At 51.2% G+C, this 20,222-nt stretch carries 18 protein-coding genes and 1 pseudogene; all 19 read right to left on the bottom strand.

The window, feature by feature from the left end; genetic code table 11:
* Positions 1–3: 3 nt before the first annotated feature.
* The gene (locus WC592_07490) at positions 4–537 is read right to left on the bottom strand and encodes a hypothetical protein (GenBank protein MFA4982291.1); all 534 of its coding nucleotides are present in this window, start codon (positions 535–537) and stop codon (positions 4–6) included.
* A gap of 15 nt (positions 538–552) precedes the next feature.
* Positions 553–2,040, bottom strand: a complete 1,488-nt coding sequence (gene pilM / locus WC592_07495; GenBank protein MFA4982292.1) for a pilus assembly protein PilM — start codon at positions 2,038–2,040, stop codon at positions 553–555.
* Complete coding sequence (locus WC592_07500; protein ID MFA4982293.1) at positions 1,980–2,987, bottom strand: hypothetical protein; 1,008 nt, start codon at positions 2,985–2,987, stop codon at positions 1,980–1,982. Before WC592_07500 ends, pilM begins: the two co-directional genes overlap by 61 nt.
* 14 nt (positions 2,988–3,001) lie before the next feature.
* On the bottom strand, positions 3,002–3,646 hold the full coding sequence (locus WC592_07505; GenBank protein ID MFA4982294.1) for a prepilin-type N-terminal cleavage/methylation domain-containing protein: 645 nt from the start codon (positions 3,644–3,646) through the stop codon (positions 3,002–3,004).
* 11 nt (positions 3,647–3,657) lie between these two features.
* Positions 3,658–4,050, bottom strand: a complete 393-nt coding sequence (locus WC592_07510) for a hypothetical protein (protein ID MFA4982295.1) — start codon at positions 4,048–4,050, stop codon at positions 3,658–3,660.
* Entirely contained in the window at positions 4,040–4,513 is a 474-nt protein-coding gene (locus WC592_07515) for a type II secretion system protein (protein ID MFA4982296.1), read from the bottom strand. Before WC592_07515 ends, WC592_07510 begins: the two co-directional genes overlap by 11 nt.
* Positions 4,510–4,914 carry a type II secretion system major pseudopilin GspG gene (gspG, locus tag WC592_07520; protein ID MFA4982297.1) on the bottom strand — a complete coding sequence of 135 codons (405 nt, stop codon included), beginning with the start codon at positions 4,912–4,914 and terminating at the stop codon, positions 4,510–4,512. Before gspG ends, WC592_07515 begins: the two co-directional genes overlap by 4 nt.
* Positions 4,915–4,928: 14 nt before the next feature.
* Complete coding sequence (locus WC592_07525) at positions 4,929–6,146, bottom strand: type II secretion system F family protein (protein ID MFA4982298.1); 1,218 nt, start codon at positions 6,144–6,146, stop codon at positions 4,929–4,931.
* A 180-nt stretch (positions 6,147–6,326) separates the two neighbouring features.
* Positions 6,327–8,039, bottom strand: coding sequence for an ATPase, T2SS/T4P/T4SS family (locus WC592_07530; GenBank protein MFA4982299.1), 1,713 nt, complete (start codon positions 8,037–8,039; stop codon positions 6,327–6,329).
* 939 nt (positions 8,040–8,978) lie between these two features.
* Positions 8,979–10,070, bottom strand: coding sequence for an ATP-dependent 6-phosphofructokinase (locus tag WC592_07535; protein ID MFA4982300.1), 1,092 nt, complete (start codon positions 10,068–10,070; stop codon positions 8,979–8,981).
* Between the two features lie 215 nt (positions 10,071–10,285).
* Positions 10,286–11,413, bottom strand: coding sequence for an ABC transporter permease (locus WC592_07540; GenBank protein MFA4982301.1), 1,128 nt, complete (start codon positions 11,411–11,413; stop codon positions 10,286–10,288).
* A 125-nt stretch (positions 11,414–11,538) separates the two neighbouring features.
* Entirely contained in the window at positions 11,539–12,681 is a 1,143-nt protein-coding gene (locus tag WC592_07545; protein ID MFA4982302.1) for an ABC transporter permease, read from the bottom strand.
* Positions 12,653–13,609, bottom strand: a complete 957-nt coding sequence (locus WC592_07550; GenBank protein MFA4982303.1) for an ABC transporter ATP-binding protein — start codon at positions 13,607–13,609, stop codon at positions 12,653–12,655. Before WC592_07550 ends, WC592_07545 begins: the two co-directional genes overlap by 29 nt.
* Positions 13,610–13,738: 129 nt before the next feature.
* Positions 13,739–14,401, bottom strand: a pseudogene (locus tag WC592_07555) (ABC transporter ATP-binding protein).
* Between the two features lie 10 nt (positions 14,402–14,411).
* Positions 14,412–15,296, bottom strand: coding sequence for an efflux RND transporter periplasmic adaptor subunit (locus WC592_07560; protein ID MFA4982304.1), 885 nt, complete (start codon positions 15,294–15,296; stop codon positions 14,412–14,414).
* Positions 15,297–15,315: 19 nt separating this feature from the next.
* A complete protein-coding gene (locus tag WC592_07565; protein ID MFA4982305.1) occupies positions 15,316–16,566 on the bottom strand; it encodes a TolC family protein in 1,251 nt (416 codons plus the stop codon).
* Positions 16,567–16,736: 170 nt separating this feature from the next.
* On the bottom strand, positions 16,737–18,191 hold the full coding sequence (locus WC592_07570; protein ID MFA4982306.1) for a radical SAM protein: 1,455 nt from the start codon (positions 18,189–18,191) through the stop codon (positions 16,737–16,739).
* A gap of 349 nt (positions 18,192–18,540) precedes the next feature.
* Positions 18,541–19,401, bottom strand: coding sequence for a decaprenyl-phosphate phosphoribosyltransferase (locus WC592_07575; GenBank protein ID MFA4982307.1), 861 nt, complete (start codon positions 19,399–19,401; stop codon positions 18,541–18,543).
* Positions 19,398–20,042, bottom strand: coding sequence for a DedA family protein (locus WC592_07580; GenBank protein ID MFA4982308.1), 645 nt, complete (start codon positions 20,040–20,042; stop codon positions 19,398–19,400). The genes WC592_07575 and WC592_07580 overlap by 4 nt, the downstream gene beginning before the upstream one ends.
* Positions 20,043–20,222: the final 180 nt, after the last annotated feature.

A 20,222-nucleotide genomic window follows, 5' to 3' on the forward strand; every position in this document is an offset into this window, starting at 1 on the left:
GGGTTAATCTAAGGCTATCTTGCTTATGAGGAAGGTGCCTTTGAGCGTGCCCGGCGAGGATTTTGAATTCAATGTGAACCGCCGCACTCCCAGGATCATGTTGGGCGAATTTTCTATGTCGTAAAGGAATTTCGAGAAATTCTCCATCGTCGCCTCGGCGGTGACATCTACGAGCACTTCCCTGTATGAGCCGACGTTCCTGGCCCCTACGGGTTTAATATTCACGATCAGGCAGGAATCGTTGCGCGATATGGTCTCTATGTGCGTCAATATCTCGGCTACAGATTCATCTTCGCTCTTCGCCGATTTTACATACTTTGAATATTTCCTGTAATCCGCTTCTATATCTTTATACGCGGCGAGCATCTTCATGTCCTTTTCCAGTATGACCGCCCCGGACTTTATATCATCGTCTGCCGTCCTCCAACGCGACAATATGGGATCCACCAGAAAGCTGTATATGACAGCGGCGAGTATCATAGATACCGCGAAGGCCGCTATGGTTTTTTCCCTTTTGCTCAGGTTCTTTATGAACATGTATTGGGTGCCCGCCTATTTTATGGGCGTAAGGGCGCAGGTCGCTTCAAAATCCGCCACCTCTTTCCCGGCCGTTATCCTCTTTGTGGCGTACTTCACTTTCACGTTCTCAAAATACGGCGACTTCTCGAGGATAGAGACATACGCGAAGACATCTCCGAGCGCCGACGCGCTTCCCCTGACGGTAAGCGACCTGCCTCTCTCGTAATCGAGCATCGTGAACGATATGTTATCCGGCGTTATCTTGTGGACCTCGCGCAGGATATCTATGGCTAGCGGCTTCTTCTTCAGGCCTTCCTTTACGATATTGATATCCTTCAGCATCTTCTTCGCGTTGCGTACCTTCGGCCCTGCCGAACTCAACTCCGAATCGATCTTTTTGAGATAGCCCGTCTTATCGCCCAGCTTTTTGGCCGCTATTCCGACGGCGACCGATACTATCGTCAATATCAAAGCGGCGCCGAATATGATATTCTTCTTAACGAGGAGCGTCCGCCGCTCATCTGACAACGCCTCCGGCATAAGGCTTATGCTCATGTCTTCCGCTTTGAATACAAGGCCGAGAAGCTCGACGAACGAGGCCCCCTCCGGCTCTATCTGCGCGGACGAGTTTACGGGAACATCCTTCATGGGATCCGCGATCTCGACGGGAATATTCAGCTGAGTCTCGAGGAGGGCTTTGCATTCCTCCGGCGCGGCCTGCGCGCCGCAGAGGATGAGCTTTTTCACCGGATCATGCGTCCCTTTACGGTAGGTCATCATCGACATCTTCACCTGGTCGACGATCTTTTCTTTAGAGATCGGGTTCTTAACGTCGTATGAGACGCCCCGCGTGAAGATAAGTTTCCCGCCGGCGATCACGCCGATGTCGATATAGGCCGGGTCCACGTTAACGGCCAGCGCCGCTTCTTCCGGCGCGGCGGCGGAAGTAAGAGCGCACCACATGAGCAGGCCTTCAGAGCCCAGAGCTATATCCTCGACGTCTAGGCGGGCTTTTTTCAGTATTCCGACCAGGCGATGAACGGTCTCCGACTGCGCGATCGCCAGGAGCACGCTCGAGTATCCGTCTTCAAAGCGCTCCACTACCCTGTAGCCGGCTATAACGGCCTCGTCCGTATACGGGACGTACTTAAGGGCCTCGAGCTTGATTATCTTCTTTATCTCTCCGTCATCGGACGACGGGAGCCTCAGGAACCTTACCGTCACCAGATGCCTTGGCACGCTCAAGCGGATCTTGCGGTGGGATATGCCGAGCGAATCGAATATGCCGTCTATCTCTTCGGATATCGCGCTGTCGGCGAACGCCGTTAGAGGCCTCTTCGATAAACGGACAAGCTCTTTTCGACCCTTAAAAACGGCCGTCTCGGCGATCTTTATATAACCCTCGTTCAACTCTACCGCCACGACGGTCTTCTCGAGGCCGAACAGGTCCTTAAGGGCGTCTAATACTCCCGATAAGATATTAATATTGTCCCTTTCTGAGCGTCTCTCTGGACGACGCAAACGATCCTCTTTTCAACGCCGGATCTATCCAGCGCCGCTTTCGATTCAATTCTAAAATAACTCGACTTCGTTGTAAAGGAGTTTCTTATGCTTCCGAAATCGGTCTCGTATCCTCCGAGGTTCAATATATCCTTGATGCTGTTTTCATCGGTAAAGACCGTCTCGCTCTCGGGCCCGATGGCCTGCTCGTCTTTTTTGCCCCAGCGCTTGGAGGCGATCTCATTCATCACGATATCGGATATCGGAGGCAGGGTAGACTGCCCGATGACGCGTATGACCTTTTCGGTCGCCGTATTCAGATTCACCTTGGCGTCGTCGGGACCGTATACCGTGATATATTCTTTGACAGCGTCAAATATCTCCGGCGTCATGCCTTTCACAAGCATGAGCTCTTCTATGACGCTGAAAGGCTCGTTCTTGCAGGCGTAACCGAGGTCCGAATAATCGTCATCCTCCGCGCCGCCGGGCGAAGTCATGTCGTCCGCGTCACGCCAGTCTATTATAGCCGCCGCGATCCCTTTATTATCCTCGCCCAAAAGCGTTTCAAGCACCCTTTGGGAAGCTTTATTTATATTTATCTTCCGCTCTTCGTCCATCATTCCGGGATAATCTTTCCCTTCCTGGACGTAGCCGATGGAATAATTCCCGGAGCCTACAGCGACATTGGTGAACATTTTCGACAGCTGGGCCGTCTTGTCCTCAGTTGCTATCAACATCACACCGCATTCAGTCATGGAATCGAAGTCGTTGGCGTCCCAGGACAGGAACTCCCGGGTCTTGTATACACCGGCCTTGGCGATAAACAAGGCCCTGGTCTTATCCATCGCGTATTTGCTAAGGCGCGCCTCAATAGACATGCGGAAGCCTATCCCGATCGCCAGCACGGACAATATCGCCAGCATCCAGAGTGACGCTACGAGTATGGTGCCTTTTTTATCCCGTATCATTTAGCGCCCTTTTCCTATATTATGTCACCCAGGCTGCCCATCGGTATAAATACCGTCTTCTCGAAGCTGCCTGCTTTTATCTTCACTCCACGCGGTATATTCGTCCTGTCTTCCTCTTCCCATTCATCCTTCCACCGGTATGAGTACTCTTTATCCTTGGGAGATCCTTCGATATAAGCGTACTTGAAACCGAAATCTTTTTCGCTTGCGACGCTCATGACCTCCGACGGAAACGCCTTCTTTTCGTCGAGGGCTTCTCCGGCGGCGGCGACGGACCTGATGAGGGCATATCTCTCTTTCTTTTCCTCTGTGACGGCCTTAAGTTCATAGATGACCTTCGCGAGCTCTTTGCGCGCCCGGCCGTCTTCTGCCGGCATATCGACAAGCGTGATAAAAGCTATTCTCTTGTCGTCACCCTCAAAATTCGGTTCATCCTTAGCGGCCGTATATTTGACGGCGTTCTTAAGGTCCATGGCTATGATATTGAAAAAGAACCTCGCCGACTGGTTGGCCTCTATCACCGGATTCGTCCTGCGCCACACCCTCAGGCCCGCGCTGAATGTGGAATAGATGCTCACCGCGATTATAGAAAATATCGTCACGGCGACGATCAGCTCTACGAACGTGAAGCCCTTCTCCCGGTCTTTGTGTCTTTCCATATCCATGGCGGTCACTTTTGCGGTTTACCTATAAAGCTTGTTATAGAATACCTATCGGCCCCGGAGCCTTTTTTACGGTAGACATCCATCGTCACGGCGTTAAGGTTCGGATCCTCTCTGTCGTCTTCCACTATCGCCGTAACGTTCGAGGCCCAGAGATAGTCCCTGTCGTCCTTGAACTCATTCTCGTTCCTTCCCTTTTCGGCCTCGCCCTTTTCTTCGATCTCAAACATGGCCTCTTCCAATAGAAGGCTGTATTTGAAGAGGGCCTTCGACCGCTGGATGGCGATCTTTGCCGTCGAATAGACACGCGTGACGAAGAGGAGGCCCCCTGTCAGTATGATTATGCTTATCATCACCTCCAACAAGAGAAAACCCTTTTTACCTCTTATTCTACTCGGCATCTTTTATCTCTTTTATCCGGGTAAGGCTCCCGAAGCCTTTCGCGCTTATCTTGTATCCGGTCCCTGCCCTGGCGAAGACGTCTATATCCACTTCGTCGCAATGGCCGTCCGGATAAAATGTTATAAAATTTTTCGGCGCTTTGAACGAAACGCCCTGGGGCAGGTCAAAGATCCTGCCGAACCTGCCTGTTATCTTTTTCTCGGGCTGACCGGCGGAAGGGCTTGCCTCAAGGACGCGATACCTGCCTTTCTCGAAGTCAAATACGAGTTTAAAAGCCTTCGTCTCGAGGACAGCCTTTTCCTGGATATAATTTATAAGCTTGGATATATTGTAAGCCGCGTCTTTGACAGCGAGGTCTGAGAACGATCTTTTGAAGAGCGGCGTGGAGAGCCCTAAAAGCACAAGTATTATGACCGCTACCAGGGTCAGTTCTATCAGGGTAAACGCGGGCCTTGAGTTCATTGCGTTTCGGTCTTCTCTTCTTCCCAGCTTATTACGTCGTCCTGGCCGCCCTCTACCCCGTCTTTCCCCGTAGAATAAAGATCGTAATCGCCGTGCGAGCCGGGGAACTTATATCCGTATGGGCGGCCCCACGGGTCTATCGGCCTCTTCTTAAGATACGGGCCTCTGCCTTCCTTCTTCTCCATCAGGATATCGAGGTTTTCGGGATAAGAGCCGTTATCTATCTCATACATATCGAGGGCCGAGGCTATGTTGGCCTGGATGTCCGCCTTCGCGGCGGCGCGTTTCGCCTGTTCCGTCCTGCCCGCGAGGCGCGGCATGACCATGGCAACGAGAGTACCAATAATTATTACGACGAGCATCAGCTCTACCAGCGTGAAACCTCTATTATCTTTTTTCATATCTGTTACCCCTTTCATCCCATTAAAAAGTTTATCTCGAATATCGGCAAAAGCATCGCTATGACTATAAAACCGACGACCAGCCCCAGCGTCAATATAATAAGCGGCTCCAGAAGAGACATCATGATCTTTATCGCTTCGTCGGATTCTCTTTCGTAGCCCTGAGCCACCTTAAAGAGCGACTTCTCAAGATGGCCGCCTTCTTCGCCTATAGATATCATATTGATGACGGCGGGCGGTATCGTCTGAGATCTATGCAGCCCGTTGGCGAGGCTCGACCCTTCCCTGACCGCGTTGTAGGTCTCTTCGATATCACGCCGCATCAGCGCGTTCTCTATAGTCTCCGAGACGACCTTGAGCGACTCAAGTATAGGCACGCCGTTCTCGAGGAGGGTCGCCAGCGTCCTGGAGAACCTGGCTATCTCGACCTTTCTTGTCAATTGGCCGGCGATGGGAAGGTTTAATTTGAACTTGTCTATCGCAAGCCTTCCGTCCCGGGTCTTGTATACCTTCATCACGGTCATGGCTATGGCAAATACGAAACCGAGGATGAGCCACCAGTAATCCCTGATGAGGCCGCTTATTAAGAGCAGCGCCTGCGTAGGGAGCGGCATCGCCTGCCCGAGATCGCTGAACATGACCGTCATCTTCGGGATGACGAAAGTCATAAGCACGATGATCGTGGCCAGTCCCACCAACGACATGAGGACCGGATACGCGAGCGCCGTCTTTATCTTAGTCTGTATATCGAGCTGTTTCTCGTTAAAATCAGAAAGCCTCATCAGGATATTTTCCATGGCGCCTCCGGTCTCTCCCGACCTTATCATGCTGACGAAGAGGTTGGAAAAGACTTTGGGGTGCCTGGCCAACGCTTCGGAGAGGGACTTGCCGCTGACGCAGACTTCCCTGACATCCTCTATCACTTTCTTCAGGGTCTTATTGCCGGTCTGATTATAGAGTATCTCGAGCGCCTTGACGATGGTGAGCCCCGATTCCAGCAGGTCGGAGAGCTGCCTGGTAAAATCCGTGATGTCTTTCAGGCTCACCCTGTAAAAGAAATAAGAGCCGCCTCCGGCGGACTTGCTTAATATATCATCTTCCTCGCCGATCGAAACGAGGAAAAGGCCCATCTGGCTTATCTTCTGGATGGCCGCAGCTTTGGTATCGGCGACAAGCGAGCCTTTGATATGTTCGGTTGGACTTTTTTTAGCTTCGTAGATAAACTTGGGCATCGTAATTCCTAGATAATATTTGAATTATGGGACAGGCCGATAAACTCGAAGCACGAAATCCGAAATTCGAAACAAATTCGAATATTTAAATGCTAAAAAAATTTTCAAAACAGATATTTTGATTATTTGAATTTTGGTCATTCGATATTGTTTCGGATTTCGATATTCGCCCTTTCGAATTTAATCCTCGAGCTCTTCCTGTTGAGTTACCCTGATGACTTCGCCCGGCGTCGTTATGCCGAGCATTATCTTCTCCCATCCGTCCTGGCGCAGGGTCCTCATGCCAAGAGACATGGCCTTCTTCTTTATCTGGTCGGATGAGGCCCTCTTCAGCACAAGCTCCCTTATGGGATCGTTCATGACCAGTATCTCGTATATCGCGGTCCTGCCCTTATAGCCGGTGAACCTGCAGGACTCGCATCCCTTTCCTTCGTATATCTTTACCTTCGACAGGTCGAGGCTCGATACCCCCAGCTCTTTAAGCACCTCTTTATCCGGCCTGGCCTCGCTCTTGCAATTCTTGCATATTACCCTCACGAGGCGCTGGGCTATGAAACACTCGACTGCCGATGATACGAGAAACGGCTCGACGCCCATATCGACAAGACGCGTCACACCGCCTGCCGCGTCATTGGTATGTATCGTCGAGAATACGAGGTGGCCTGTGAGCGCGACCCTTATGGTTATCTCCGCGGTTTCGTAATCCCTGACCTCTCCGACCATCATGACATCGGGGTCGTGCCTTAACATCGACCTCAGGGCGTTGGCGAATGTGAGGTTTATCTTGGGCTGGACCTGAATCTGCGTTATCCCCTGAAGCTGGTATTCTATCGGGTCTTCGATAGTTATGATCTTCTTATCCTTGGTATTAATCTTGCTCAAAGAGGCGTAAAGGGTCGTCGTCTTCCCGCTTCCCGTCGGGCCCGTCACGAATATGATGCCGTGCGGCAGTTTTATCATCCGCTCCAGGATATCGAGATCCTTCTTCAAGAGCCCCAGCCTCTCGAGCCCGAAAAGGATATTCGTAGAGAGCACCCTGATGACGACGCTCTCGCCGAAAGGCGTCGGGAGTATCGACACCCTGAGGTCGACCTCATCGTCGCCTATCTTTATCTTTATCCTTCCGTCCTGCGGCAGGCGCTTCTCCGCGATATCGAGGTTGGCCATTATCTTGATGCGGGAGATGATGGCGGACTGGAAGTTCTTTATCGTCGGAGGCACCTTCGTGTCGTGCAGGACGCCGTCTATGCGGTATCTCACGTTAAGTTCGCCCTCGTAAGGCTCTATGTGAACATCCGTCGCCCTTTCCTTGTAGGCCTCGAGCAGTATCTGGTTGACGAACTTTATTATAGAGGCGTCATCGGCCGATTCGACCAGGTCCTGCGTCTCCTGGGACTGGACGCTCACGATCCTGTCCTGCGACAACTCGGGCGCCATCTTCTCTATCGTCTCGGCGCCGACGCCGTAGTATTTCTTTATGGCCTCTACGATGTCCTTCTTGCTCGCGAGGACGGTCTTTATCTCTTTCTTCAGGAGCAGGCGTATGTCGTCTACGGTATGGATGTCGAGCGGATTGGCCATCGCTACGGTTATGAGATTGTCGTCGATACTGATAGGTATCAGCTCGTAATGGGTGGCGAATTTAGCGGGTATCTTATCTATTACGGAGGGATCTATCTTGACGCTGCGAAGCTTGATGTATTCAACACCGGTCTTCTCAGACAAGGCCTTATAGAATACATCTTCATTTATAAGACCTAATTTTATTAATATATCTCCTAAGTGCTCTTTGGAATATTCCTGCTCCAACAGGGCCCTTTCGAGCCCTTCTATAGTAACGAGGCCCTTCTGCAGCAACAATTGCCCTATCAGATCGGAGTCGTTTAATGGCATATGAGAAGAATATCACATTTAAGCGTAAAAATCAATCATGCGGGGGCTGCTCAAACCTAAGCCTCGTTATTCGAGCACCAGGAAATTTTTACGGGTCCCCGCCTGCCAGCGAGAGACTGCTTCAGGCGGGCAGGCTGCTGCTCCTTCGACTTTTTCTTTTAAAGGGCTCGTATGGGTTTATCCCGCCATCTGTTTAGCTCGGGGCGGGATCCCGCCTCAAGCCTCACTCCGGGCGGGACAATCTATCACGAGTATATTCTATGCGCGTATCTACGTATCCCGAACTATAGTCTTTAACATTCGGGCACCCCATCCAATCCGCCTATCATTAACTCCATCGGATTGGGTTTACAATCTGTAGTCGTAGGGGAGGTTTAAACCTCCCCTACGACATTCGCGCGTATCTATATGCCCGAACTAGACTCTTCTATATTCGGGACACCCCATCCCTGCCCGCCAGACTTAGCTTGCTGCGATCAGGCGGGCATACTTCGCCCTTTATCGAGAAAAAGTCTGGAAGGAGCATCACCCGTAAAAATTTCCCAATCACACTTCCTTATGTCTGTTTCCCCAGTAAAATTTTTCTACCCGTACAGGAAAACCTAAGCCGACGTTATGATGAGCACATTGTCCCGCCTAGAGTCTAATGCGGGGCGGGATCCCGCCAGAATATGACAGAGGGCGGGAATAATATTAGGTCTTTGTGAAGAAGAAAAACGGTTATATATAACAATGTTTTGATATTAAAAGAGCCAAGGCTGCTCGAGGCCGGATCATCGTCCCGCCGGAGGCGGGACGCCGGCCGAGTTGCCGCAGGCTCCCGTTTTTCGACTGAACAAAGACCGACCCCATAGATATGAGTGTTGGGGGAATATTTTCAGTGCTCACATAACTAGGCTTAGGTTTGAGTTTGGACAGGAAGAAAAATTTCACCCTTTTCTAATCCCCGAATGACGTTCCAAGGGCGCGAGCTGTCTGTACCAGCCTGTGGTCGAGGGGGACAAGCCTCGGCCCTCTGGCGACTTCTTCCAGCGGCACGCTCATTATAGTCCCGCCCCTATACCCCATGATATGGCCGAACTCTTTATTCACTATCATGTCTACGGCCGTGGAGCCGAGCTCTGTGGCCAGCACCCTGTCAAAAGGAGTCGGAGAACCGCCCCTTAACAGATGGCCCATGACCACGGTGCGCGCCTCGAGGCCCGTCATCTTCTCAAGCTTTTCCGCGATGACAAAACCTATGCCGCCTAACCGTACCGGGTCGGCGCTCTTCTCCACCATCTTCCTGACGACAACATCGCCGCCTTTCGGTTTCGCGCCTTCGGCGACAACTATGATACTGAACCTCCTGCCCTTCTTATTCCTCTTTTTGGTGACATCGGCTATCTTTCCTATGTCGAAAGGTATCTCAGGCATCAGTATTATGTCACCTCCGGAGGCAAGCCCCGAATGAAGCGCTATCCATCCGGCCTTATGCCCCATGACCTCCACGATCATGATACGATGGTGCGACTGCGCCGTAGTATGGATCCTGTCGATCCCCTCGGTCGCTATCCAGACCGCTGTCGCGAATCCGAAAGTCACGTCCGTGCCGCGTATGTCGTTATCGATCGTCTTAGGCACGCCGACCACGGGGATGCCTTCCTTGTAAAGCCTGCTGGCTATGCCCAGCGTCCCGTCGCCGCCTATGACGACAAGGCATGAAACTCCCAGCTTCTTCAGGTTCTTAATCACAGTCCTGGAACGGTCCTCGAATTTCAGCGACTTGCCTTTCTGGACGGCATACCTGTAAGGATTGGCTATCTTTGAAGTGCCGAGTATCGTCCCGCCCAGGGTCAATATGCCCGAGACATCGTTGTAAGATATCCTCCTGTGCCTGTTCTTGACCAGGCCCTCGTATGAATCTTCTATGCCTATGATCTCCATCCCGTGATCGAGTATCGCTTTCTTCGCTACCGCCCTTATGACCGCGTTGATGCCGGGGCAGTCCCCGCCGCCCGTCAGGATCGCTATTCTCTTTTGCTTAGTCATATCGACTCCTTTCGATTTTGCGTGCAAAATCGATACTGAGGCGGTGTTAAGCAATCCGACTAACAGCAGGATTGCAGCCGCCGAAGTATCTTAACAACTGATTCCACCTACGAGGAGTGTCCCGCCAATTCTTTTACTCGGGGCGGGATCCCGCCCCGAATCCTATTCCGGGCGGGGACCACTTAGACCCGTCACACCTCGTAGGTGTTTCAAGGCTACCCCATACTCTTCCTGAACCGCACGGCGCTTAAAGTTATTACACATACGCCCATGACCGCAAGCGGCAGAAGCTGGGCCCATAAAACCTCGATCCCGACCCCTTTCAGGAATATGCTCCTCGTTACCACCATGAAATAGCGCAGAGGATTAAAAAACGTAAACCACTGTATAACCTGCGGCATATTGGCGATCGGATACGCGAACCCCGATAATAGCACCGTCGGCATGAAAAAGAGAAATACCGACATCATCGCCTCCTGTTGGGTTGAAGATACTGTCGATATGAAAAGCCCTATCCCTAAAGAAGTGAAGAGATATACGCATGTAGAGAATAATAACAACAATAAGTTGCCTCTTAGCGGCACATGGAACCAGAATACTCCCAGCGTCGTGATGAGCGTTATCTGAACAAGAGCTATGATGGCAAAAGGCACAAGCTTCCCGATAATAAGTTCAATGGGTTTCAGGGGGCTGACGATCAGCTGTTCCATGGTGCCTATCTCTTTCTCTTTTACTATAGCCATGGCTGTAAGCAGAAGGGACATCATCGTCACAATGGTGGCAATTACTCCGGGCAGGTAATAATTCCTGGAAACAAGGTTCCCGTTAAACCACGGCCTGTCCCTCAAATCCACACTCGGCGCGTTACCCATAAAACCTTTTGACTGCAGCTTTTCTTCCATAAGCTGATAGGAGCGGTTCTCCACGATCGAATTGGCGTAGCCCATTATTATCATGGCAGTATTCGAGTCGGTGCCGTCGAAAGCCAGCTGGACCTGGGCGTCCTTGCCGGCTTTGAGGTTGCGGCCGAAACCCCGATCCATGTGGATGACCACGCTCGCCAATCCCCTGTCGAGAACATAGTCCTGCTCCTTGCCGCTTGATATATATTCTTTGGGTATAAAATATTTGGAGAAGGTGAAGTCCCTGATGAGCTCGCGGCTCTCGACGGTGTTATCCCGGTCGAAAATGGCCGTCGGGACAAAATTGATATCTTTATTCGCGGCATAGCCGAATAGTATTATCTGGATGAGCGGAGTAACGAATATGACCGTCTTCATCCGCGGATCGCGGAAGACCTGTTTGAACTCTTTTATTAGGATGGCCTTTGCCCGTTCGAACATTATAAATCCCTCGCAAGTTAATTAAATAAGTCCATCTACCATGTGCCGAGGTCTCCGACCGAGGCCAAGACTAATTAAAATTATGGTGAGCAAGCCCTTATACCGAGTCCGGGCGCGTCGAACCATTACGCAACCTTCTTTTTAAACTTCCTTATAGCAAACGTTAACATCACAAAAGCGAATAACAGCAGGAAAAGCGCGTCATCCCACAACACCTCTATGCCGCAACCTTTCAGGAAGAGATTTCTCGTTATGATGATGTAATAGCGCGCGGGAATAAGATAGGTGATGAGCTGAAGCGCCTGCGGCATATTGAATATCGGGTATATGAACCCCGACAGAAGCAATGTCGGTATCATAGTCGTCAGAGTCGCAAGCTGGCTGGCCATGAGCTGCGTCCTGGCTACTATGGAGATGACTATGCCCTGCGACAGGCCGCCCGTCAGGAAGAGGCAGCTCAGGATGAAGAGCAGGAGATAACTGCCCCTGAAAGGGACTCCGAATAAAAACTTGGCCATAAGCACTCCCACGGTGAGGTCAAAAAAACCGATCACGAAATACGGTATGAATTTGCCTATGACCAGCTCCGGCGCCTTCACCGGAGTGGAGATGAGCTGCTCCATCGTGCCCCTCTCCCATTCCCGCGCGATACAGATAGAGGTGAGAAGGGCCGCGATTATCATAATGATCATCGCAATTACTCCCGGGACGATAAACCACGTGCTCTCAAGGCCCATGTTATACCAGATCCTCGAACGGGCATCGAGCGTCTTGCGCGGGCTTATGCCGTATTCTTCAAGCGTTATGTCCAGCAGCTTAACATTGTAATCTGCGACTACCGAGCGCACGTAATTCCTGGCTATAGTCGCGGTATTTGCGTCGCTCCCGTCCATCAGGAGCTGCAATGGGGCCGCTGTCCCCGACTCGATATTTCGCGAGAAGTGCCTGGGGATGATGAGCGCCATTATCACTTCGCCGCTGTTTATCATGCGCTCTATATCGCGGTAGTTGTCTGTGTAGTGGATAATCCTGAAATATTTGGAATTCTTGAAATTCAGCAGGAAATTGCGGGTGAGTTCCGAAGACGCGTCCTGGTTCCATACGACGGTGCGGACGTGGTCGATATCCAGGGAAAGCCCGTAGCCGAAGATCAAAAGCAGGAACATCGGTATACCCAGGGCCAGCGCGAGCGAACGCGGATCGCGTTTTATCTGGACGAATTCCTTCCAGGCTATGGCCTTAACTCTTTTCAGATTGAGATTTATCATATTCCTCTATAGAAGATACGAAGACGTCCTCCAGGGATGGGAGTATCTTATTAACGGTGAAATCCCCGATATTCGCACTTTTCAGGAAGCCGCTTATCGCGGGAATAGCCTTAGCGCTGTCGTAAACCACTGTGTGGATATCGGCGCCGAAGAGCGCCGCCTTTTTCACGCCTTCCGTCTTACCGATCTTATCGAGCCATTTCTGGGAATCGGGCAGGGTTATCTCCAGGACCTCGTTCTTCATAACTTTGGTCTTCATCTCCTGAGGCGTGCCGGAGGCAATGATAGTGCCGTGGTATATCAGCACCATCCGGTTGCAGTTCTCCGCCTCGTCCATATAATGCGTGGTGACGAATACCGTCACGCCCTGTCCTGCCAGGTCTTTTATCACTCCCCAGAAATTCGCGCGCGTTATCGGGTCGACGCCCGAAGTCGGCTCGTCGAGAAATATTATCCTGGGCTTGTGGATAAGCGAACATCCCAGGGCAAGCCGCTGTTTCCATCCGCCGGCAAGCGTGGCGGTGAGGTTGGATTCCATCCCTTCCAATCCCGCCGTTTTAATGGTCTCTTCAAAGCGCTTTTGCTTCTCCTCTTCCGGGATCCTGTATATACCGCTGTAAAAATTTATATTCTCTTCTATCGTAAGGTCGTTATACAGGGAGAACTTCTGCGACATATATCCGATGTTCTCCTTGATCTTCGACTGCTCTTTTACGATATCGTAGCCGCCGACCCGGCCGGAGCCCGAGGTCGGAGAGATGATCCCGCAGAGCATCCTGATCGTGGTGGACTTGCCCGCGCCGTTGGGGCCGAGAAAGCCGAATATCTCGCCGCGCTTGACCTCGAAGTTGATCTTGTTGACGGCGATGAAGTCGCCGAATTTCTTTTCGAGGTCCCGGACGCTGACAGCGATATTGTCAGTAGTCATATGGAAGTTATCCACATTGTAGGGGACGTTTAAACGTCCCCTACAATGTTATTTAAGTTGCTGCTGGTTTTCATATTCCTTTATTATCCTGATGAACGCCTCTTCAAGCGTCTTGACGCCGAACTCTTTTTTTATCTTACCGGGGGACTCGCAGCGCAGAAGCTTCCCCTTATGCATAAGGCCGACCCTTCCGCATCGCTCGGCCTCGTCGAGATAACAGGTAGAGCAGAATATCGTCACCTTTTCCTTTAGAAGGTCATAAAGTATGTCCCAGAAATCCCTCCTGGAGACCGGGTCGACGCCGTTGGTGGGCTCGTCCAGGAAAAGTACTTTCGGCGTATGAATAAGCGCGCACGCGAGCCCCAGTTTCTGTTTCATCCCGCCGGATAGTTTGCCAGCGAAACGCCCTTTGAACGGCAATAGCCCGGAAAAACCCAGCAACCTGTCTATCGTCTCCGACCGTTTATCTTTCGCCACGCCGTAGACGTCCGCGTAAAAGTTGATGTTCTCCATAACGCTTAATTCCTCGTAGAGGCCGAAGCGCTGGGACATGTAAGCGATGTTCTCTTTCAGGGGTTCGGATTCTTTCACGGTGTGTTTATCGTAGACCCATGCCTGGCCTTCGGTAGGATCCAGTATCCCGGTAAGGAGGCGCATCGTGGTCGTCTTCCCCGCGCCGTCGGGGCCCACGAGGCCGAAGATCTCCCCCTCTTCGACCTCGAGGTTCAGGCGGTCGAGAGCTGTAAGCGATCCGAACTTACGGGTAAGGTTTTCGGTCTTTATGGTGATCATCGGGTGGCGTCTAGTCCAGCATTATAAAAGCGTCAGCGGGCATACCGGGTTTCAGTTCCAGGGACGAATTATCCGCCCTGACCTTTATCCTGTATACATACTTCACCCGCTCTTCGGTGGTCTGAATATATTTAGGAGTGAACTCCGCCTGCTGGCATATGAACGATACCCAGCCGTCGTATTTCTTATCGGGATAGGTGTCTGTCTTGATATAGGCTTTCTGGTTCAATTTGACCCTGGCGAGATCGGTCTCGTTAATATATGCCGTGACCCATATATTATTAAGGTCGATGGCGGTAAATACGGGAGCGCCGATCTGCACGACCTCGCCCTGTAACGCGCTCTTGACCAGCACATAGCCGTTAAGAGGTGAGGCGAGATCCGCCCATCCGAGCTTAGTATCGGCAAGCTCAAGCGACGCGCGCAGGTTCTCGACGCTCGCCATATCCGTATCGGCTTTCGTCCTGGCCGCGTCCCTCTGCTGGACGGAGATCGCGCCTGCCGTAAGCATATTCTCCGCCCTTATGTAGTCAAGTTCATCGAGCCCATACTGGAATTCCGCCAATTTCAAAGAGGCCTCAGCCTCGGCCTTATTCTTGGAAAGTTCATCCTTATTAAGCCTGGCCACTATCTGGCCGTTCTTCAGGACCACGCCCTCGTCTGCGAGAAGCTCTTCTATCTGCCCCTCCACCCTGAAGGATATCCTGACGTCATCCCCTTCGATAGTGCCGGATACCTTGATCTGCCTGGACATGACTTCATGCTCATGCCACATGAGCAGGCCCGCGATCACCGCCGCGGCGGCGAGCACAACAGCGGTCCTCCTGACAAAGACCTTCCTGAAAGCGGTATCCGATTTTATCTTATCAATAATGGGCTTAAGCTTTTTGATCATTGCGATGATCCTCCGTGGTTTATTCTTCCAAAGATTCCCGGCCCATCGTCCTGTAGAGCTGGGCCTTTGCCATGATGTAATCATACGTGCCCTGGGCGAGATACGTCTCCACCTGTCCCAGGGACACCTGACTCGTCAGGACGTCGAGATTCGTGGTCACGCCGTTATCGTAACCTATCTCGGAAATATAGAGCGCCTCTTTCGCTTCGACGACGCTGTCTTTCTGCGACTTTATTATCGACTCCGATTTAGCCATATCGAGGCAGGCCTGTTTTATATCCACCGCCGTCTGCTGGACCGTATCCTCTTTCTGCAGATAAGACTCGGCGTACTTCGCCTTTGCCTCTTTGATCTTTGCCGTTGTGGAAAATCCGTCAAACAACATGAATGTCACGGTCGCGCCGATATTCCAGTTGTCATGGCGCGGATTGACCATGTTCGCGACGTCGTTAGACCTGTAGCTGTAGTTACCCATCGCGTTCACCTGGGGATAATAACCCGCCTTGGCGTATTCTATCGCCCATTTGCTTATATTTATGCCGAGCATCTTCAATATCATCTCCGGCTTGTTCTTGTACGCCTCCGAAAGAAACTCCTTCTCTTTTATTTCAACCGAAGAATAGTAGAGTTTGCCCCTCAACCTTATGGGAATGTCCAGGTCGACGCTTAGTAGTTTCTTCAATTCGGCCGTTATGAGCTCCACGTCGTTACGCGCCTTAACGAGATCCGGTATTAACTTCGATACCTGCACCGAAGACTGGAGGAGCTCGAATTTCGAGACCGCGCCCTGGTCGAACCTGTTCTTCACGTCGTCGTAATGGACCTTCGCCCTGTTGACAAGGTCGTTTGCGATGCGCTCAGCCTCGTAGGCGAGGAGCACTCCGTAGTAAAGACGCTTCGTCTCGAATTCCACGTCGAGCTTCCTGGCGCGCAGGGTCTCCTGCTGGACCTTCAGCCCCAGTTTCGCCTGAGCTAAATTCGCGATATTCGCGCCGCCGTTAAATATGGACTCGTTGACCGTTATGTTAAGGACATTATCGCTCTTGTATCCGGTAAATATGCGGGTATCTTTATTGCCCTCCCTTATCTTGCCCGAATATAATACGGAATCGTTGTAGGTATATCCCGCGCCCACATTGACGATAGGCATGAAATTGCCCTGCGCGGCGAGGATATTGGCCTTGGCGATCTCGACTTCTTCTTCCTGTATCTGGATCTGATTATTGTTCAGGTATGCGATCCTCACCGCGTCTTTGAGGGACAACTCCATGATACTATTGTCTCGGGCGACTTCCTGGCAACAGACACGGGGGGTTATGGAGGATATCAAAAAAAGTAACGCAAAAAGAGAAATGCGGATTCCTATGGTCATATGCCTCTTATAAGGTATAATTATATCAATACACAATTATACTTTATAAAACCGATTTTGCCAAATCATTATTGGGACAAATTCTTCAAAAGCCTAAAACCGTATTTCAAGTAATTCATTAATTCCCTGAAATTTTTTATACTCTTGAGCGTCCGGAAGACATAGGCGGGGTTCATATACAACTGCCGCATTCCCTTTTTGCGTAAGCATATCAGCTCCCGCCGCGACAGATATTTTGTTCCGATCGGCGGGTTGGAGAAGTAGTTGTAACCGTACGGGTCCTCGAGCTTTAATCCGTAATCCGCCAGCGTCTTGAATTGTTCCGTCCCCCGGAAAGGCGCGGCTATATGTATCTCGGAAAAATCCGCGGCGATCTCACGGGCAAAATTGAGTGTCGCGCTCACATAGCTGCGGTCCTCCCACGGAAACCCTATCATGTAGTAAGCGTAGAGCTTAAGGCCGGCCTCGCGGACCATCCTCACTGCCTCGACCGCGTCCGCCTTCGACGCGTTCTTCTTCATCTTCGCCAGGCTCTCGGGACTGCCGGACTCTATCCCGAGAGAAATGAGCCGGCAGCCGGCGCGCTTCATCCACCCGAGACGCTCAACGTCGAGCGGCTTGACGCGTGAATTGGCGGCCCATCGTATCTTCAGGTCGCGGCGGAGGATCTCCCTGCATATATCTATCACCCACGGCTTATTCATCGTAAATGTGTCGGCCATGAAGAAAAAATCTGAGATTCCATAACATCGCACACATTCTTCTACCTCGTCGATAATGCTCTTTGGGCTTCGCGCGCGGAGTTTTTTCCCGGAGATCACCGGCGAGAGGCAATAGATGCATTCTTCCGGACATCCGCGGGAGGTTACGATAGTCGCCATCGGAGAGCCTGTGTCCGGCCTGACATACAGATCGTTCTTCATCAGGTCCCTGGCCGGGAACGGCAGAACGTCAAGGTCTTCAATGAATTGTCCGGGCGGATTTTTTTTGAATTTTTTTGAATCCGGGTCGAAATAGATGACGCCTTTAACGCTTTCCAAAGTATCGCCGGCTATGAGCGCGCCGAGGAGGCCGGATATGACGCTCTCGGCTTCGCCCGAGACCGCGATATCCAGGCATGGAGAGGAAGCGAGCGCCTTGTCCAGGACTTCCGGCGGACATTCATAAAAAAATGCGCCTTTAGCGATGGTGATGATGCCGCTATCAACAGCCTTCGCCTTAATAAGATAACCCATGTCCTCGCGAAAGGTACTCGAGGTGGCGCTCATGATAATAACCGAGGGCTTAAGGCCGGATAAGTCTTCCAGGAAATTCTTTTCGGTGAGACGTTCGGCGGGATAATCCCTGATAACAGGGTCAAGTCCGAGCTGCCTGGCAATGGCGGCGATGTAACCGAGGTCGTTCGGAGCTCTCAAGCTTATAGCCGCAGAACCCTCTATATCCGCCTGGCACCTGTCCTCTCCGCGCTGATACAACTTGCCCGGCGGATCAAACAATAGAATTTTACTGCTTGAGGGTATCATAATACACATATTATGCCACAACTTATCCCGCCAGATATATGAAAAAATTCATAAGTTGTGGCCTCATTAAAAAAAGGCCCAAGTCTTATGTCCTACCCCCCAATATTACGGACATGCTTGAGCCCTGTTGCTAATTGTTTTCCGATTTATAAAGTCTTTTATTTAAAAAAAAGAGCCTGGCGCGATTTGCGCCAGGCTCTTGTAAACTACCCAAGGTTTTATGCTACAGCAGTCTTTCCTCACCTTTATTACCTCTTTCAAAGAAATGCGTCGTATCTATGTCTATCTTATAATATACCGCATAAGAGAAGATAGTCAATATTTAAAATATACCTTTTTTGTAACCTAACTATATCTTAAAATAAACCACCGCTACGCATACGACGATCCAAAGGATAATATTGATCTGCATCTTGCTGTCGTATATCAAAACGCGCGAAGGATCTCCCCCAGCATTTTTTACATCGACCAGATAGAGGTAACGGAATATCCCGTAAAATACGAACGGAACAGTAAAGATAAGGTGGTTCGTGCCAAATTTTTCGATTGTCCCGGCGTCCATGGCATATAGAGCGTATGAGATTATCACAGAAGCGGAGATAATGCCGATCATCCGGTCTAAAAAACGCGCGTTATATTTTGCCGGGACGCTCTTATGATCTTTGGCAAGGCCAAGATCATGCCGCCTTTTGTTAAACGCGAGGAAGAGCGCCAGGAGCACCGTGCAGATGACGATCCAACCGGAGAGCTCTATACCGTTCGCGGCGCCTCCGGCAAGCACCCTCAAATAGTAGAATGCCCCGACGCAGAAGACGTCTATTATAACGACGTTTTTCAAGGCGGCCGTATAAGCCATGTTCAACATAAGATAAACGGAGACTGTGATCCCCGGGTAGAGCCCCAGCGCAAACGATATGGGGAGCCCCAAAAGAAGCAATACGCCCGCGGCTAGGCAGGATTCCCGGACCGATATCCTGCCGGAAACAAGCGGCCTCTTAGATTTTTCCGGATGCCCCCTGTCTTCGTCCATATCCATTATGTCGTTTAAAAGGTATACGGCGCTGGAGACCAGGCAAAAAGAGACGAATATAAGGGCGGTCCTTGCGAGGGAGGATGGGTCCGTCAGCCGGCGGCCGAAAAGGACGGGTAGAAATATGAATATGTTCTTAAGCCATTGATACGGCCGCATGGCGAGGAACAGGTATTTCATTTGGATTTTTTTCGCTGGTGGTGTTTCCAGTATTCGATTATACCGGGCAAAATTGAAAGGAATATTATTACGAATATCGTTATGGTGAAGTTGTCCTTGACGATGGGCATATTGCCGAAGTAGAACCCGCCGAATATAAAGAGCGCCACCCAGAGGATCCCTCCGACGACATTGTAGGTGAAGAAGTACGCGTAACTCATCTTCCCTACCCCGGCGACGAAAGGCGCGAAAGTGCGGACTATCGGGACGAACCTGGCGATTATTATCGTCTTGCCGCCGTACTTCTCGTAAAAGGCGTGAGTGCGATCTATATATTCTTTCTTGAATATCCTGGGATTGAGCTGGAAAACCTTATGCCCCAGGTATTTCCCAAGCGCGTAATTTACACTGTCGCCGATCACCGCCGCGAGCGCCAGCGCGCCGAAGAGATACCAGACATTGAAAGAGCCGACCGCCGCGAACGCGCCCGCCGCGAATAAGAGGGAATCGCCGGGAAGGAACGGCATCACGACGAGTCCCGTCTCCGTGAATATAATGGCAAAGAGCAGGGCGTACGACCATACGCCGAAGCTCTTGATGATAACGTCGAGGTGCTTGTCGATATGGAATATGAACTCGATGATATTCTTTATTATTTCCATGGGCAGTATTATACCAGAAGTCGCTGAATTATTACATCGCAATCCATCCACCCCAGTAAATTTTTCGGGTCCCCGCCTGCCAGCGAGAGACTGCTTCAGGCGGGCAGGCTGCCGCGGCTTGGACTTTTTCTTCAAAAGGGCTCGTATGGGTTTATCCCGCCATCTGTTTAGCTCGGGGCG

Source organism: Candidatus Omnitrophota bacterium (assembly GCA_041648975.1).
Classification (GTDB): Bacteria; Omnitrophota; Gorgyraeia; order 2-01-FULL-45-10; family 2-01-FULL-45-10; genus JAQUSE01.

Coding starts and splice junctions, on each gene's coding strand:
- WC592_07490 (MFA4982291.1), bottom strand. CDS start 537: ATGTTCATAAAGAACCTGAGCAAAAGGGAAAAAACCATAGCGGCCTTC.
- WC592_07500 (MFA4982293.1), bottom strand. CDS start 2,987: ATGATACGGGATAAAAAAGGCACCATACTCGTAGCGTCACTCTGGATG.
- WC592_07505 (MFA4982294.1), bottom strand. CDS start 3,646: ATGGAAAGACACAAAGACCGGGAGAAGGGCTTCACGTTCGTAGAGCTG.
- WC592_07510 (MFA4982295.1), bottom strand. CDS start 4,050: ATGCCGAGTAGAATAAGAGGTAAAAAGGGTTTTCTCTTGTTGGAGGTG.
- WC592_07515 (MFA4982296.1), bottom strand. CDS start 4,513: ATGAACTCAAGGCCCGCGTTTACCCTGATAGAACTGACCCTGGTAGCG.
- gspG (MFA4982297.1), bottom strand. CDS start 4,914: ATGAAAAAAGATAATAGAGGTTTCACGCTGGTAGAGCTGATGCTCGTC.
- WC592_07525 (MFA4982298.1), bottom strand. CDS start 6,146: ATGCCCAAGTTTATCTACGAAGCTAAAAAAAGTCCAACCGAACATATC.
- WC592_07530 (MFA4982299.1), bottom strand. CDS start 8,039: ATGCCATTAAACGACTCCGATCTGATAGGGCAATTGTTGCTGCAGAAG.
- WC592_07535 (MFA4982300.1), bottom strand. CDS start 10,070: ATGACTAAGCAAAAGAGAATAGCGATCCTGACGGGCGGCGGGGACTGC.
- WC592_07540 (MFA4982301.1), bottom strand. CDS start 11,413: ATGTTCGAACGGGCAAAGGCCATCCTAATAAAAGAGTTCAAACAGGTC.
- WC592_07545 (MFA4982302.1), bottom strand. CDS start 12,681: ATGATAAATCTCAATCTGAAAAGAGTTAAGGCCATAGCCTGGAAGGAA.
- WC592_07550 (MFA4982303.1), bottom strand. CDS start 13,609: ATGACTACTGACAATATCGCTGTCAGCGTCCGGGACCTCGAAAAGAAA.
- WC592_07560 (MFA4982304.1), bottom strand. CDS start 15,296: ATGATCAAAAAGCTTAAGCCCATTATTGATAAGATAAAATCGGATACC.
- WC592_07565 (MFA4982305.1), bottom strand. CDS start 16,566: ATGGAGTTGTCCCTCAAAGACGCGGTGAGGATCGCATACCTGAACAAT.
- WC592_07570 (MFA4982306.1), bottom strand. CDS start 18,191: ATGATACCCTCAAGCAGTAAAATTCTATTGTTTGATCCGCCGGGCAAG.
- WC592_07575 (MFA4982307.1), bottom strand. CDS start 19,401: ATGAAATACCTGTTCCTCGCCATGCGGCCGTATCAATGGCTTAAGAAC.
- WC592_07580 (MFA4982308.1), bottom strand. CDS start 20,042: ATGGAAATAATAAAGAATATCATCGAGTTCATATTCCATATCGACAAG.